Source organism: Lactococcus hircilactis (assembly GCF_009601015.1).
Lineage (GTDB): Bacteria > Bacillota > Bacilli > Lactobacillales > Streptococcaceae > Lactococcus > Lactococcus hircilactis.
In genome coordinates, this window is sequence record NZ_WITJ01000013.1 from 57559 (window position 1) to 74470 (window position 16912).

The window sequence follows — 16912 nt, forward strand, 5'->3', positions numbered from 1 at the left end:
TCTTTCTATTATTTTTTTAAAGTAATATTTTGATTAAGCTTGATTTAAGCCTTTTCATTTATAATGTTGATACTCCCTAAATAATTTCTTCATAACCCCTTAGCTGAATGTCTCCCCGGATATTCAGCTTTTTTATTTTAAAAAAACTCCAAAATGGAGTTTTTATTGAACGTTATCTGTTAGTTGGCTTAAAAGTTTTTCAAACGCTTGTTCATACTGTTGAATATTTCCTGCCCCCATGAAAACGTAAACGGCACGTTCATGATCTAAGAGTGGGGATACGTTATCAACATTGATCACGCGCGCTGGTTTGCGTACTTTATTTGCAAGATCTTGTGCTGTAATTTCGTGATGATCAACTTCACGTGCAGAGCTATAGATTTGTGCAAGATAAACGGTATCTGCATGATCCAGGACGCGTGCAAAATCATCAGCAAAAGCGATGGTTCGCGTAAATGTATGGGGTTGAAAGACAGCAACAATTTCACGATCTGGGTATTTTTGACGTGCAGCATCAATGGTTGCTTCAATTTCTGTTGGATGGTGAGCAAAATCATCAATCACAACCGTCCCATTGACTGTTTTTTCTGTAAAACGACGCTTTACGCCTTTAAAAGTCAACATATGGTCTGCCACTTCTTGCATGTTCAACCCTAATTGATGACATACGCCAACTACTGCTAAAGCGTTGAGAACATTGTGCTTTCCAAAAGTTGGAACAACAAAATGTCCAATCATCTCGCCTTTATGATACGCATCAAATGAAGAGCCCCGTGTCGTGCGCACAAGGTTGAGCGCTTGATAGTCGTCGTTAGGTGTAAATCCATAATAATAAATTGGAACGGGTGCAGTTAATTTTCTGAGGTACTCGTCATCTCCGTAGGCAAAAATACCTTTTTTGATATTCTGTGCATAGTCTTCAAAAGTTGCAGCAACGTCTTCAATACTATGAAAGAAATCAGGATGATCAAAATCAATGTTCGTCATAATCGTGTATTCTGGATGATAGGGCATAAAGTGCCGTTGATATTCATCAGACTCAAAAACAAAGTATTTGCTGGCTTCATTTCCCCGTCCAGTCCCATCACCGATCAAAAATGAAGTATCTACAATATTTCCCATGACGTGGGCAAGCATTCCAGTTGTTGAGGTTTTTCCATGTGCTCCTGCTACACCAATACTTGTGAATTCTTCCATAAATTCACCCAAAAATTCGTGGTAGCGTTGGTAAGGAAACCCATTTTTATCGGCATAAGCGATCTCGACATTGTTGTCATCCGTGAAGGAATTCCCTGCAATGAGGACATCACCTGGTTTAATGTTTTTTTCATCAAAGGCTAAAATTGGGATTCCCGCTTGCTCAAGGCCGCGTTGAGTAAAAAAGTAATCCGTTGAATCTGATCCTTGAACTTTTTTTCCCATTTGATGTAACATCAGTGCAAGTGCACTCATTCCTGAGCCTTTAATTCCGATAAAGTGATATGTTTTTTCCATGATAAATCGCTGTCAGTACTGACAAAAATGGTACTGAACGCATTTCCTCTCTTTTTTACAACATGACATTCAAAAATTGACTCTGTCAGTACTGACAGAGTTCTATTTTTTTAATTTTTAAGCATTTTTTTTGGAATTAGACAATTCCACGATCAAAAATGTTTTTTCGTTTATTTTCAAAATAAGTTTTGGGTTGCGTTTGAGCCAAATTTTTATTTCTTGGCACCGCTTGTTTCATTCCCGACTTTGACATCGCGTCAGAAAGATTTAGCCCTTGTTTTTTCATGTCCGAAATCGGATTGTCATTGGTCAAGCGCTGCTTTTTCAAAATGGCAGATGACGAGCGGCGCGAGGCCACTTCTTCTTTATCGCGCTCTAAGGGTGACACGTATTTTTTAGGCGGCTTTGGTAAGGTTGCTGCAGCACGAATGGCACGTTCTTTGGATTCATCAATGCTCGTTTTTTTGGGCATTTTATCAAATGAGCTCACTCCATTGTGTTCGCTGTTTAATGGACGATGTTGCGTGCTATAACTTACTTTAGGACGATATGAAGTAAATTGGTCTGAACGTTTTTTCTCTGCTTTTTTTGGAGCATCATCAAAAGTCCCCTCGTCTTTTAGACTTGGATTTTTGATGATTAATTGTTGGTTTGTATAAATGACGCGCGTATCTTTTTGGAGCGGCTCATCATCACCCATAATTGGAAATGTAACTCTTCTTTCTGCCATATCAGTCCTCTTACCAATTGCGGTGTTCGCAATATTCATTTAATCCATCGGGGATGGAGGTGAAAATTTTCATTCCTACTTTTGTCAAAAGTAGTCTCTTTATAATTATAACGTATTTTTATTAATTTTTAAAGTCCGAGTCCTAAAATTTCACGAATTTCTTCCGCACTGAGTGCTTTATCCACTACATCTCCTTCAAGAACATTCGCGATCAAATCTTTTTTGCGCTCTTGAATTTCCATAATTTTCTCTTCAATCGTTCCTTGTGTGATTAATCGAATGACTTCTACTGTATTTTTTTGCCCCATTCGATGAGCACGCGCCACAGCTTGTTCTTCCACTGCTGGATTCCACCATAAATCAACCAAAATCACCACATCCGCAGAAGTCAAATTGAGCCCCACACCTCCTGCTTTTAAAGACACCATAAAAGCATCGCGACTTCCAGCATTGAAGGCTTGAACCATTGAAAGCCGCTCTTTTACTGGGGTAGATCCAGTCAATTTATATGCGCTCAATCCTAATTCACGCATCATTTTTTCGATAAACGGAAAAACTTTTGTGAACTGTGAAAAAATAAGAGGACGATGACCTGAATCTTTGATTTGTTCAAGTAATTCGCGCAAACGTTCTAGTTTACCAGATTTTCCTTTGTAATCGTCCATAAAAAGAGCAGGGGTGTTACAAATTTGACGCAGTCGAGTGATGCCCGCAAGAATTTCAATGCGTGATTTTGAAAGTTCACGACTATCCATTGCACTTACTTTTTGCTGCATCAATTCAAGCTGTGCCATATAGATGATTTTTTGATCATCGGCTAATTGATTAAACAACGTGCTTTCCATTTTATCTGGTAATTCTTCAAGTACGTCTTCTTTTTTACGACGCATGATAAATGGATGAAGCATCCGCGCAATTGCGGGAGCTTGCATTTTATTAAATTTGTCTCGTGGGGGGAGAAAGCCTGGCATTACAACTTGGAAAATGGCCCAAATTTCTTCGAGCCGATTTTCAAGTGGCGTTCCTGAAATCGCAAAAGTGTGTTCAACATTGAGTGCTGAGAGCACTTTATTCGTTTTGCTACTGTAGTTTTTCACATATTGTGCTTCGTCAAGTAAAAGATACGTGAGTTTTTTTTCTTGATACGCGTCAAAATCTTTCAAAAAGCTTCCGTAACTGGTGATATAAACCTGATGCTTTTCCCCAATAATGACATCGCGCTCTGCTTTAATCCCATCTACGACAACAAAATCCACTGTATCTGTAAATTTTTCAAATTCACTCGCCCAGTTATAGGTCAAACTTGCTGGCGCTGTGATTAAAGCCGTTTCATTTTCTGTCAGTGATGACAAAAGGTATGTGATCGCTTGAACCGTTTTTCCAAGTCCCATGTCGTCAGCCAAAATGCCACCCAACGAATAATGCGTCAGCATCTTCATCCAACGCACTCCGACTTCTTGATAGGTCCGCAAATGCGCTTTGATGTGCGCTGGTTTTTCATATTGGAAATTTTCTGGATGTGTTAAATCATTGAAAAATGATGTAAATTTTTCAGAAAAAGACGTGCCAGCAACGTGCTCAAAAATTTTGGAAACCTGAAATGAACGGTTGGCGTTGACTGTAATAGAATTGCCAGTGATGACAAAATGATCATCTAATTCTTTGAGTGCTGATTTTAGTCCATCAAATTTCTTATCAAATTGATAAAATCGCCCTTCTTTACTGACAAAATAATCTGCATTCGCTTGCAATTTAGCAATCACATCTGCTAATTCATTTTCGCCAACATGGGGTAAATCAAAAGCAATATCAAGCAGTCCACCTCTTTGATCAATGGTGATTTCAGGAATTTCACTGATATGCATTTCTGTCAGCGCTGACGAAAGTTCTACTTTTCCTATTTTTTGAAACGCAGGTAAAATCCGTAAAAAGAAGCGTTCTGTCACGCCTGACAAAATTGTAATTTCACTCTCAAATGCTTTAGCAAAACCAAAGCGCTCCATCACACCAAAAATACGTTGCTCTTTTCTTAAATCTCGAGAAAAATCAAGACTTTCTAAATCATGAAACGATTGAACTGAAAAATCGCCATAATCAAAAACAACCGACAACACTAATCCTTGTTGAGCCGACTGTTCAAATTTAAAAATCGGATTAAATTTTCGAACTTGAAAATATTTCGGTGCTGTAATTTTTCCCAAGATGGAAAGTTCTTGAAGCGCTTGGGCGAGTGTATCTTTATTTGAAAAATCAAATCGAACGGTCTGATCATGTTTGAATTGCTTGTCTAAAACCGCAAGGATACGTCGCTGTTCTTGAGTAATCTTATAAAAGCCATGATCAAAATACAGTAACGCACCATCATAAAAACGATGATACGCTTGTGTTACAAATTTCAATTCGATAAAATTTTCACCACTTTTGACTAAAAATTCAAAAAGTTCACTGTCTGAATCTAAATCTAAAAATGTGAAAAATTTAATCTCTCGCTCATCAATTTTCAAAGAAAAATTTTCTAGCGCACTCGCTAAATCAAGTCCTTCTTCTAGGAACAAAAACGGTAAATTTAGATAACGTCCATTTTTAATAAATAAGGAACGTGTGAGATTCTCATCCGAACGCGCATCAATTTTTAATAAAAAGTTTAAAAAATCCTGACTTGCTTCATCAAAATTATCAAAAAAGAGATCTACCCAATTGCCTCCCATCGGATATTGACTGAAATTTCGCAACGTTCTCAAAAAATAGGGTAAATCCTTGATCACATAAGATTTTCCTAATTTTTCACTTCTTAATCGTAAATCAAAATATAAGAAATGATACAAAGAAAAGACATCACGTAGCTTTTCATCATCACTCACAACAATTTCCAAACTGTACTGATCTGCGCCAAAATTTGATTGTGTTTCAGCGTTAATCGCATCCAAAAAGACGAGATTTTCACTATAAATGGCTTCTTCTTCCTCTATTTCTTCCTTTTCTTTTGCTTTAGCCTCGGTTCGTTCAATATTTTTTAAATATTCTTCGATCGCTGCAATATGTTTGCAATAGCGATGATTTTGCTGAAAAACAGCACAAGAACAAAAATCTTGCGCGCCATCCAGATCATAAATGACCTGCTCACCCTCAAGTTCTGCGGACAATTTAAATGCTGTCTCAACAGGTTCCGACAAAAGCCCTGAGGCGTACAACTCAATTCCTTGTGCACGCACTCGCGCTGGCATCATTCTACTCATGTATCCTCCGATGCATCACTTCAAAGCTTAATTCGGCTTTAATTTGCTTAAAGCAAATTTTTCGATTTTCACGAATTTTTAGTGAATTGTTTCAATTTTTTTGCGTATATTATACCATATTTTCGTTTATTTTGCACAGTCTAATAAAATTTAATTTAATTTCCACTCAGAAAACAAAATAAAAGTCCTCTTTCATGACTTTTATCTTTTATTTTACTTTTCAAATCCTTTCACAAAAAGAGCAATCAAATCATCCCGATCTTTAATCCATTGCGCACGATCATCTTTAAAATAAACGCGATTAGATAAAAAAATCACAGCTTTCTTCTCCACAAGATTCAGGAGAATAAAAGTTCCAGTATATCCTGTGTGTAACAGCCAATGGTCATCCTTTTCTAAAATATCCCACGCTAAACTTCTTTTTTTGTGCCCGCGCGCATAATTTTTGACCAGTTGAAGATATTTATCATCCGAAAAATACCCCTCAACAAACCGCTCAAGCGTCTCTAAATCCGAAAACAAACCTGCTGATCCACATTCCACACCCAGTACCTGCGCTTTAGGATCATGCACGTGTCCACAAGCAATCTGCTGTGACGTCACAACAGCATTATCGACAGGTCCAAAAGCAATGTGCGTCATGTGCCAACGCTCAAATACAGTTTTTTTAAAAATTTCATCTAAGGATGCCTGAAAATAATGCTCCAACAAAAAGCCCAGCAGAATAAAGTTGACATCTGTGTATCTAAATGTTTTGTCAGTACTGACAGAAATATTTAAAATCGCTTGTTTAAATTCAGAAAACGTCAGTTGATCGCGGTGTTCGATATACGGATCAATCCCAGAAGTATGCGTCAAACACTCACGAACAGTCAACGTTTCATTAGAAAATTCAGGCAAATAAGTTTTGATTGGCTGATCAAGTTTGATTTTTCCACCTAAAATCAGATCAATCAAAACCGTTCCCGTTCCCACCACTTTTGTGACAGAGGCCAAATCCCACATTTTTTTTGACACCAACTTTTCAAGCGCAGGAAAATGCTGCGCATATCCAAAAAGAAAATGTGATTTTTTTCCCTGATCTAAGACAGAAAATTCAGCACCAGAAAATACCTTTAACTTGAGATCTGCCTCCACTTGTTTTATGACTTCTTGCCCATTCCACATCTTATGTATGCACCTTTATGCTTTCACAAACCATACTTCCATGTGATTCGGCGCCTCTATTGAAAGCGTCCGTTTGCTTTGATCCAAATACGGATTTGACTTTTCATCTGCTTTTTTTGAAAATTCAACTAAATCAAGCGCATCATCCACACTAAAGTACAACAACTCCAAATCCAGCGTCTCATCTGCTCGCGCAGCTAAATCTACGCCTTGTGTTTCATGTTCAATCATTTTCACAAACGGTAAACGCAACTGATTTCGTGTGACATCTGCTCCAAGTAATGCGCCAACAAAATCTAGTACTGCTCCATTTGAGCTATTCAGCTCAAGTGTCATCACACGCACTTCTGACAGCCCCGGATGATCAGATTTTTTGACACTTTTTTTACGTACCCCTTCTTTTTCAACTTCTGTCAGTACTGACAGCCCCTCAGATAAAAGCTGAAAAACATCATTTTCTGGAGAAATTGCCTCAAATCCAAAACACTGACCATCAAAAAAGACTTTTGAAACCGCATCTAAATGACCAACCAAAAGCTGTGCGACTTCATCTGCCTGGCCCACCAAAACCGTAGCCGCGTGTTTTTTATCTCCCTTAACAGTACGATGACCAGGTGATTCTTCAAGGACCAGCCGTCTTTTTTTCGACTCATGTCCTCCAAGAAAAACCATTGCTCCCTCTTCTAAAAGCACCTTCAAACCAAGTACATCACGGAAAAAGTCAAGATTTTCCTCCCGATTGAGCACCCGATAAACTGGCAAAAAGCCATTAATATGATTCAAAATTTCGCTCATGTTGTCCTCCAAAAATGCAACATCTAAATGTTCTCCTCCTATTTTCGCAAATTTTTTCTAAATTAGCAATGATTTCGTTGAGTTTTTGCTTTCATCACAGCTCATGTGATACAATAATCCCATGACTCCCAAACCTTTAGCCTTATTAAAAAAATTGCGGTGGCTACTCGTTCTTCTTTTAGCCCCTTGCTTTGCTGCTTTCGTTGCTCATCACACCCTTGCAATGTTTTTAATTGCAACAGTGATTTTCTCAATACTTGGATTACTTTTTCTTTATCATAAATCCCATGTACTGATTTTTTTCATCTTATCCCTTCTCCCAAGTCTTACAACAGAGCTTTTACTCTACAAACACGCATCTTTCACCTGGATTGATCAGTTCATTTTTCTTAGCTTATTTTTCTTCTGTTTGATTTTTTCATGGTGCTTTGCACTAAAATTAAAAATCATCTCCACTCCAAAACGAGCATCTTTTCCCCTCTTAACAATCATTTTTGGGCTCCTCCTTCTGTTCATTTTATCTTACCTCTCCACAAAAATCGGGGCCCATTTTCATACACACACGACTGAAAATCAAGCAGCACTTGACCAATTACGCAGCAGTATTCCACTTTATATTTTTGCCATCCAAACCATCTTTGCAGGTTTTTTTGAAGAATTGACCTACCGCACAGCAATATTTGAAATCGTCTTTAAACAAAATAAAATCCTGGCTTTCATCTGTGCAGCACTTTTATTTACACTCATGCACGCGCCAACGAATGTGTATAGTTGGTTCGTTTATGGCAGCATGAGCCTTGTTTTAACCAGCTTTTATGCTAAATACCGAAATTTTTATCTCAACATGTCCATTCACATGCTCTGGAACACCTTAGGGATCTTAAGTCTTTTACTTTAATCCCTTTTTAAAATAATCCCCCAAAACACAAAACCACCTGCTGTTGCAGGTGGTTTTTCTTTTATCATTTGAGATAGATTAATTTAAATAATGCTACCGCAGCAAGCGCTGCAAGAATAGGAGATACAACAGGAACCCAAGCATACCACCATTTTGAATCTGCTTTTCCAGCACCAAGAATTGATTTTGGAAGCACCGTATGAACCAGACGAGGTCCAAGATCTCGTGCAGGATTTAGTCCAGGTCCAGTTGGCCCTCCAAGAGAAGCCACCAAAACTAAAACTAAAAAGCCAAGGACAACCATCCCGATTGCACGAGAAGCAGCTGTTCCAGAAACTGCGGAGTTAATTTGATTAAGCACATCCGTACTTGTAACATCTGCCCCTTGTTTTGCAGCATATTTTGTGTACCACATGATTAATTCTTTACCATAAAAGAGATTTGTGATGCCCATTGCTCCAAAGAATAGAACAAATGATCCTACAAATTCATTAAGAAAACCATTCACTGTTGCAGAAAAATGTGTTTTCGCATCATTATTATCCACCGCATCAATCGTTGAAAAAGTTCCTAAAATCGCATTAGGATTTTCTGTTTGCAGATAATATGGACGATAAACCATTACAACTATGAGTTGTCCCACAATCGCACCGAGCAACTGAGCCAAAATATATTGTGCCACATGTGCCCAAGGAAAAAAGCCACTCGCAGCAAGTCCTAGCGTGAAAGCTGGATTAATTTGTGCTGAAACATTGCCAAGTGCAATCGCCGGAAGCATTACCCCAAGACCATATCCCCAAGCAATAATGAGCCAACTTTGATGATGCGCTTTTGTCCCTTTTAATTCGACGTTAGCGACAGCACCATTTCCCAAAATAATAAGTAACGCAGTTCCGATAAATTCGGTGATGTATTTTACCATCCATGGATAATCCATATTTTAAAATACTCCTTCAATCTAATTTTTTCATTGTTAACATTTCATGTTAACATTTGTTTGAGCATTTATATTGTATCAGAAATCACAATTTCATACAAGTAAAATCTTGAAAAAGAGGATGGAATCTTTCATTTTTGTCAGAGCAATTTTACTGAAAATTTGGTATAATTATAAAAATTAGAGCGTATGATGAACAAAACAAACAAGATCACATCTCTCTTTTCAAGAACCTAAAGGAGCATTTTGATGAAATTCAATCATTTTTCAATTGTAGAAAAAACATTTGACGAAAAATTAGCTGAGCTTGACCATCTTGGTTTTAAATGGTCTGTTTTTTGGGATGAAAAGAAAATATTACGAGACTTCCTCATCCAATCCCCGATTGATCTGACTACCATCCAAGCCACACCCACAGAGGACCTTTTAACCTTCTTGGATCACTCTAATTCTTCTTTTGATTGGGAAATTTATTGGACGATTGCTCTACAACTCCTTGATTTCATTCCAAATTTTGAGTTTGAAATTAATAAAGCAAGTGCTTTTGCCACAGCCATCCATCTGCCTTCTTTTTCAGGTGAGATGAACAGTGAAAATCTGATTTGTGCGCTTTATCTTCTTCTTTTGACGCGTCGAAAAAACGGAATGACCTTAGTCGAGCATTGGGTTTCTGAAGGACTGCTCCTTGTTGATAATCAGTACCACTTTTTCAATGATAAGTCTCTTGCAACCTTCGATACGACACAACTTAAGCGTGAAGTTGTTTGGGTAGAAAGTCCAACAGATACTTATCAGCGTGGCAAAAATGACCTCATCAAAATTCAAATCATTCGCCCCCAATTTAAGGGACAAATTCCAACAATTATGACCGCAAGCCCTTATCATCTCGGCACAAACGATAAAGCCAACGATAAAAAACTGCACGAAATGAAGGGGGATTTAATGCACAAAAATCCCCATCACATTACGGTTGAAACGCACGACTTTAAACCGATGACTTATCCAGAGCCAGAGCATCCTGTCGTTGATACCGCCACAACAACCTTTACACATGGATGGACCTATTCACTCAACGATTACTTTCTTGCCCGTGGTTTTGCATCCATTTACGTTGCAGGTGTTGGAACACGAGGTTCTGATGGCTTTCAAACGTCAGGAGATGCTCAGCAAGTTTATTCAATGGTTGCTGTTATTGACTGGCTTAATGGGCGCACACGTGCTTTTACGACACCAAAGAAAACTCATGAAATTGTTGCCACTTGGGCCAATGGTAAAGTGGCCATGACAGGAAAATCTTATCTTGGAACAATGGCTTACGCAGCTGCAACAACAGGCGTTGATGGACTTGAAGTCATTCTTGCAGAAGCGGGGATTTCTTCTTGGTACAATTATTATCGTGAAAATGGCTTGGTCCGTTCTCCCGGAGGATTTCCAGGGGAAGATTTAGATGTCCTAGCAGCGCTCACTTACTCAAAAAATTTGGACGGCGCTGATTTTCTCAAAAATAATGCACATTATCAATTACGACTTGATGAAATGACGCAGGCACTCGATCGTGAATCTGGAGATTATAATCAATTTTGGAATGATCGAAATTACCTCTTAAATACCCGACGCATCAAAGCTGATATTCTGATTGATCACGGCCTGCAAGATTGGAATGTCACGCCAGAGCAAGCCTATCGCTTCTTTAACGCTATTGCTGAAAATCATCCGAAGCATCTCTTTCTCCATCGCGGTTCTCACATCTACAATCACAACTGGCAATCTCTTGATTTCACTGAAGTAATTAATACTTATTTTTCTTCAAAACTACTCGAAAAACGTCTGAATTTACAACTTCCTCCTGTCATTTTACAAGAAAATTCAAAATACCAATCCTTTATTGGACTTCAACAATGGGGAGCCAAGGATCAGTTTTCGCTTCCTCTTGCAAAAACTGCTGTTTCCATAACACAATTTGAAAACCACTACGATGAACCTACATTTGAGAAATACAGTAAAGATTTTCATCTTTTCAAAAAGGACTTATTTGAAGGAAATGCACACACTGCAGTGATTGATTTAGAACTCAATCGTGAGCTGTTCATTAATGGACCAATTACGCTTGAGATTCGATTGAAAATAAAAGATTCCAAAGGACTTTTGTCTGCTCAATTATTAGATTTTGGTGAGAAAAAACGGTTAAGAGACACAACTCAGGTTTTAGAGGCAAAAGCGATTGACCGTGGACGAAATTTTGAACTTGAACACCTTCAAGAATTGCCCTTGGTGGATAGCCCGTATCAAGTCATGACAAAAGGATTCTTAAATCTTCAAAATAGAGATTCGCTCACAACAATTTCAGAAATCCCTGAAAACGAATGGTTTACAGTGCGTTTTACCCTGCAACCTACCATTTACAAATTAGAAAAAGGGGATCACATGCGCCTTCTCCTTTACAGTACTGATTTTGAGCATACCATCCGCGATAATCGTATGCTTACTTATGCGATTGATCTATCCCAGTCTAAGATTATTTTCCCAGAAGAAACAAAGGAGCACTAATATGGCAGTCATCGGAATTTTAGGAACACCTTACAACATCGTCGAACGTTCTCCTTTTTGGTGGAATAAAGTCAGTTATACGCGCCAATCTTTCATTGACGTTTTCCAAAAATTAGGACATACCGTGGTTATTCTACCCGTTGATGATCCTGAGAACGCCAAAAATTATTTAGCACTCGTTGATAAAATTGTCCTGACAGGTGGTGCAGATGTAAGCCCATATCTTTATGGCGAAGAACCTGATTGCAAGCTTGAAACAACAGACCCCACTCGAGATGCGTTTGAATTAGCAGCAATCAAAGCCGCATTAGAATCAAATAAACCAATTTTGGGAGTATGTCGAGGGTTACAGCTTTTAAATGTTTATTTTGGAGGAAGTCTTTATCAAGATTTAAGTCAAACGACAAGTCAAATTAAACATCGGCAAAGCCCAACACCACAAGATATCCCAACGCATCACATCACAGTTAAAAAAGGCAGTAGTTTAGATTTTCTCCCTGAAAAATACCTTGTCAATTCTTTTCATCATCAAGTCATCAAAGTTTTGGGGCAAAATTTAACAGCGATTGCTCATGGCAGTGATGGATTTATTGAAGCAATTGAGAACAAAGAAAAGCACATTCTTGCTGTCCAGTGGCACCCGGAGTGTACCTGGCACAAAATTGCGTTTGATCAACAGATTTTTGAGAAATTTGCTGAAGGAACCTTATGAAAAATGATAAACCGTCATAAGAAAATCATATGACGGTTTATTTTAGTTTGTGTTAATATTATGCTTATATCATTGAGCACATTTTTCACTGGTTCAATCCGTTTGTGCTCTGGCTTTATTTTGTTAAACTAGGATGAAGAGGAAAATACGATGAAAAAAATTAAATTGCTTACTTTAGCAAGCCTTGGCATTGCTTCAATCACACTTCTTGCAGCATGTGGCACTCAAAAAAGTTCAAGTACAAATCAAAACAAAGTGACGACAGTCACAGTAGCAACTTCTGGAGCATCTGTTCCTTATGAGTATAGTCAAGATGGAAAAATGACTGGTTTTGAGTATGATCTTTTAAATGCTGCGGATAAAGAAATGAAAAATTATAAATTTAACTTTAAAGTTTATGATGATAGTGCGATTTTATCCGCTTTAGATGGTGGACGTGCACAAATTGCGGCAAATAATTTCGGAAAAACAAAAGCACGTGAAGAAAAATATCTCTTTAGTTCTCCTGTTCGCCAAGGGATTGATGCGATTTTCTCCTCTTCCAAAGAAAATATTACTAAGATTTCACAATTAGCTGGAAAAACCACAGAAATCCCGGCGGGAACGAATTATGGTGATATGTTTGAGCTTTGGAATACAAAGCATCCTGATAAAAAAATCACTGTTAAATACAGCCAACGTCCTTTAGCTGACCGTTTAGCCGGTGTTTCTAGTGGACAGATTGATTTCTTGTTTGCCTCAAAAGCTGCGGCTGAAAATCTTGTAAAACAGCACGCCATCACAGGTGTGGTTGACAGCATTCCGACAGACTTGAATCAACAGCCTACTTTTAAGACTTATGATTATTTTGTGCTTGACAACAGTCAAACAAAACTTCAAAAAGATTTGAATGCAGCGCTTAAAAAATTGTACGAAAACGGGACACTAAAGAAACTATCAGAAAAATATTTCCACGATAGTCACATCCCAGAAGCAGATCAATTTAAATGATAAAACCCCGTCAATGACGGGGTCTTATTCTTTTTAAAATCATGACAATGATTGGATAAAAAATCAAGGTTGAGAATGCGTGTGCCGCATCAAAAGGCAATCCTGCTATCCAATAGGCAAGATACCCACCACTTCCAAAACCATAAAGAAGTCCAGAAACAGCACTGATTAAAGCTCCGAAGATGAATGCCATCCCTCCAGCAATCACTGAGAGAAAAATGATATTTTGATTAAATTTTGAAATACTTTTAAAAATAATAATAATCACAGCATATCCGAAAATCTGTCCCAGTATGATAGGCGAAAATCCAAGAATCAATCCCGTAACAATCATTGTGATTGTCATTATTGCAAGGCTGTCCCAAAAGCCAAGCCATAAAGCTAATGCTAAAAATAATGCTGTGATTGGTTTAACATTTGGAAATTCGACAAGCGAAAATCGCAAAACACAGCTTAATGCAGATAAAATTGCAATCAAAGCAATACGATAAACTAATTTATTTCTCATCATTTTATCATATCAAAAAAAGCTGAAAAATCCTGTTTTTTAGCTCAACTATGATTTTTTAGCCTTCTTTTCAGTTCAAAAAATTTCTGTCAGTACTGACAGAAATTTTTTTGAGCTTATTTTTCAAGTGCTGCGCTCATGTGTGCGAGGACTTTTGTTTTTCCAAGTAAGGCCATCGCATTGTGCAGCTCTGGGCCGTGCATTGATCCTGTTGAGGCAATACGAATCGGCATCCACAAGTTTTTTCCTTTGATTCCTGTTTCTTTTTGAGTGGCTTTAAATAAAGGGAAGATGTTTTCTGCTGTGAAATCTGCCACATCCAGCGCTTCAAGTTTTGATTTGAATGCCGCAACAACAACAGGAGAAGATTCTAGGCTCATCATCTCGCGCTCAGCCGCATCCCACTCAGGGACTTCGTTGAAATATAAATCTGTCAATTCTACAATTGATTCTGCAGATTTCATTTGTGGTTGATACATTTCTACAAATTTTGTTGCACGCGCATCAAGACGTCCTGCTGCTTTTAGGAACGGCGTTGACATTTCGACAATCTTATCCAGACTACTGTGTTTGATGTATTCATTATCCATCCAGTCCATTTTCTTTTGATCAAATGCGGCTGGAGCTTTGGATAAGCGATTTTCATCAAACAATTGAATCAATTCCTCACGTGAGAAAATTTCTTCATTCCCACCAGGGTTCCATCCCAAAAAGGCGATAAAATTGAAGACAGCTTCTGGGAGGTAACCTTTTTTACGGTAATCTTCAATGAATTGAAGTGTATTTGTATCTCGCTTAGATAATTTTTTTCCTGTTTGTGAATTAATGATCAATGTCATGTGCCCAAATTGAGGTGCTTTCCAACCCAGTGCTTCGTAAACCACCAATTGTTTTGGTGTATTTGCGATATGATCATCTCCACGAATCACGTGTGAAATCTGCATGTCGTGATCATCAACCACAACAGCAAAATTGTATGTCGGATAGCCGTCACGTTTTTGAATGACATAATCTCCACCAATTTTCGATCCCTCAAATGAAATTTCACCCTTAACAATGTCTTGCCACGAATATGTCGAAGTCTCAGAAACTTTTATCCGTACGACAGGAGTAATACCAGCAGCTTTACGCGCATTGACGTAAGCTTCAATTTCACTTTCAGTCATGCCCTGATATTCATTGATATAATGTGGTGCAATCCCTGCTGCTTCTTGTTTGACATGGTCCGCTTCAAGTTCTTCTGGTGTTTTATAAGAATAATAAGCCTTTTTTTCAGCCAATAATTGATCGATGTATTTTTGATACAAGGGTAAACGCTCTGATTGGCGGTAATTTTCATGTGTTTCAGGACTTTCATCCCAATCCATCCCTAACCAACGCAAGTTTTCAAGTTGTGAGCGCTCGCCATCTTCAACATGACGTTCACGGTCTGTATCTTCAATCCGAATCACAAATGTTCCATTGTAGTGACGGGCAAAAAGATAATTAAAAAGAGCTGTACGAGCATTTCCAATATGCAAAAGTCCTGTTGGTGATGGTGCATAACGCACGCGAATTTTATCTGACATTCAATCGTCTCCTATGTTTTACTTATCCATAAGCGAGTATCTCTCGCCTATTAAATGCGAATCCATTGCATTTAACAATCACTACTATTTTACCACAATTTTCATGACTTGGCATTTTATGATTTATTTTTTGATAAAATCGGACTCATTTTCGGACTCACATGAGCTGATGCTTTCAAAAAAATTTTTTATCAGTACTGACAAAAAATTATCAGTATTGAATTTTCAGCATCCGCCATTAGCTTACTCACTAAAACGCGAGCGACAATCTTACCTGAGTGTGTCATTCACTCTCTTTCCAATCCAGCCCTTCATTTCACACGTCTTCCCAAAAAATTTGATCGCCATCTCACGGTTTTTGCAAAAAATCAAATGCTTCTCAATGCTTTTTTGTTACAAATTCAAAAATAAAACGAATATAAAAGAGAAAAGAAAAAAATGTCAGTATTACACTCACATTTTTTCATTTTTTGATCTCTCTCATCAAAATCCATCACAACATCGGAAATAATCCAATCGTAATCCCCACCATTAACATGGCAATCAAACCATTCGTTAAGTGCAGAAACATGACTTTTGGATGATGTTTATGGTGCAATCCCATCACTAAAATCGACGTCCCGTAAATCCCTAACCAAAGTAAAAATGAGAGAAATATCGAAGCAAACATCCAAGACCAATCCATCTGTGCGACAGTGGTATGAATGATGTGTGTCATTGCAGTGGACAAGAGAAACCCAGCAAAAAGCCCACCAATAAAGAGAATCACAAGATTCGCTCGCCTTGAAAAACCAGACCATTGATTCCATTTTCTCCCCCACGCATGGATAGGGGCATACAAAATGACACCAGCGAAGCTAAACACAAGCATCCCTACAAGTACTGCTGGCCAGTTAAAATCCATTTTTACTACCTCTTTTCTATTTTATTTGATTCCTTATCTTCATTTTATTAAAATTAAATGGCAAAATCAAATGTTTTACCAATATTTTTTTAATTTTTTTATTATTTTTGAGCAAAAAATAAAAGTACGCTTGATAAAAGCGCACGTTTACAGATCATGATATAGTCCCAAGGGCTAAAAAGCATTGAAATATATGAAATAAACGTTATTTTTTTAACAAAAACGCTTATTTTTGTACTATCTATGTTTTAGAAAAAATTATGTTTAAATTTTTTTGGCACATTATTTGGCACAAACAAAAAAACGCCCCTTTCGGAGCGCTATTTTTTTAAATCCAGACTTGACCTGAATTAATTTTTTCTTGCAATGCGATAACTATTTGAGAACTTGGAGAACTGATAACGCCATCTTGTGGTGTTCCCATCA

The 16912-nt window shown here is 37.8% G+C and carries 13 protein-coding genes; 4 read left to right on the top strand and 9 right to left on the bottom strand.

Annotation, left to right across the window (positions count from 1 at the left end):
- Positions 1–162 precede the first annotated feature (162 nt).
- The 5 genes from murC to GHI93_RS09845 form a co-directional block, all read right to left on the bottom strand.
- Positions 163–1494: a UDP-N-acetylmuramate--L-alanine ligase gene (murC, locus tag GHI93_RS09825; RefSeq protein ID WP_153496883.1), complete on the bottom strand. Its 1332-nt coding sequence runs from the start codon at positions 1492–1494 to the stop codon at positions 163–165.
- Positions 1495–1630: 136 nt separating this feature from the next.
- On the bottom strand, positions 1631–2224 hold the full coding sequence (locus GHI93_RS09830; protein ID WP_153496884.1) for a hypothetical protein: 594 nt from the start codon (positions 2222–2224) through the stop codon (positions 1631–1633).
- Positions 2225–2352: 128 nt separating this feature from the next.
- Entirely contained in the window at positions 2353–5460 is a 3108-nt protein-coding gene (locus GHI93_RS09835) for a DEAD/DEAH box helicase (protein ID WP_153496885.1), read from the bottom strand.
- Positions 5461–5673: 213 nt separating this feature from the next.
- Positions 5674–6627, bottom strand: coding sequence for a serine hydrolase domain-containing protein (locus GHI93_RS09840; protein WP_153496886.1), 954 nt, complete (start codon positions 6625–6627; stop codon positions 5674–5676).
- Positions 6628–6642: 15 nt separating this feature from the next.
- Positions 6643–7422, bottom strand: coding sequence for a CppA N-terminal domain-containing protein (locus GHI93_RS09845; protein ID WP_153496887.1), 780 nt, complete (start codon positions 7420–7422; stop codon positions 6643–6645).
- Positions 7423–7543: 121 nt separating this feature from the next.
- On the opposite strand from GHI93_RS09845, the gene GHI93_RS09850 reads away from it, so the two are divergent.
- Positions 7544–8320: a CPBP family intramembrane glutamic endopeptidase gene (locus GHI93_RS09850; protein WP_246177075.1), complete on the top strand. Its 777-nt coding sequence runs from the start codon at positions 7544–7546 to the stop codon at positions 8318–8320.
- A gap of 64 nt (positions 8321–8384) precedes the next feature.
- Here the strand turns inward: GHI93_RS09850 and gla are convergent, their stop codons facing one another.
- Positions 8385–9257 (bottom strand): aquaglyceroporin Gla, encoded by an 873-nt coding sequence (gene gla, locus GHI93_RS09855; RefSeq protein ID WP_153496888.1) that lies wholly within the window; start codon positions 9255–9257, stop codon positions 8385–8387.
- 249 nt (positions 9258–9506) lie between these two features.
- Between gla and GHI93_RS09860 the strand changes: the two genes are divergently transcribed.
- The 3 genes from GHI93_RS09860 (at position 9507) to GHI93_RS09870 (ending at position 13506) form a co-directional block, all read left to right on the top strand.
- Positions 9507–11804 (top strand): Xaa-Pro dipeptidyl-peptidase, encoded by a 2298-nt coding sequence (locus GHI93_RS09860; RefSeq protein WP_153496889.1) that lies wholly within the window; start codon positions 9507–9509, stop codon positions 11802–11804.
- Between the two features lies 1 nt (position 11805).
- A complete protein-coding gene (locus GHI93_RS09865) occupies positions 11806–12516 on the top strand; it encodes a gamma-glutamyl-gamma-aminobutyrate hydrolase family protein (protein WP_153496890.1) in 711 nt (236 codons plus the stop codon).
- Positions 12517–12666: 150 nt separating this feature from the next.
- Positions 12667–13506 (top strand): amino acid ABC transporter substrate-binding protein, encoded by an 840-nt coding sequence (locus GHI93_RS09870; protein ID WP_153496891.1) that lies wholly within the window; start codon positions 12667–12669, stop codon positions 13504–13506.
- Between the two features lie 10 nt (positions 13507–13516).
- Here the strand turns inward: GHI93_RS09870 and GHI93_RS09875 are convergent, their stop codons facing one another.
- The 3 genes from GHI93_RS09875 to GHI93_RS09885 all read right to left on the bottom strand — a co-directional run bounded on the left by GHI93_RS09875 (position 13517) and on the right by GHI93_RS09885 (position 16486).
- Entirely contained in the window at positions 13517–14014 is a 498-nt protein-coding gene (locus GHI93_RS09875; RefSeq protein ID WP_153496892.1) for an ECF transporter S component, read from the bottom strand.
- A 116-nt stretch (positions 14015–14130) separates the two neighbouring features.
- Positions 14131–15582: a glutamate--tRNA ligase gene (gene gltX, locus GHI93_RS09880; RefSeq protein ID WP_153496893.1), complete on the bottom strand. Its 1452-nt coding sequence runs from the start codon at positions 15580–15582 to the stop codon at positions 14131–14133.
- Between the two features lie 493 nt (positions 15583–16075).
- On the bottom strand, positions 16076–16486 hold the full coding sequence (locus tag GHI93_RS09885; RefSeq protein ID WP_153496894.1) for a DUF1761 family protein: 411 nt from the start codon (positions 16484–16486) through the stop codon (positions 16076–16078).
- Positions 16487–16912: the final 426 nt, after the last annotated feature.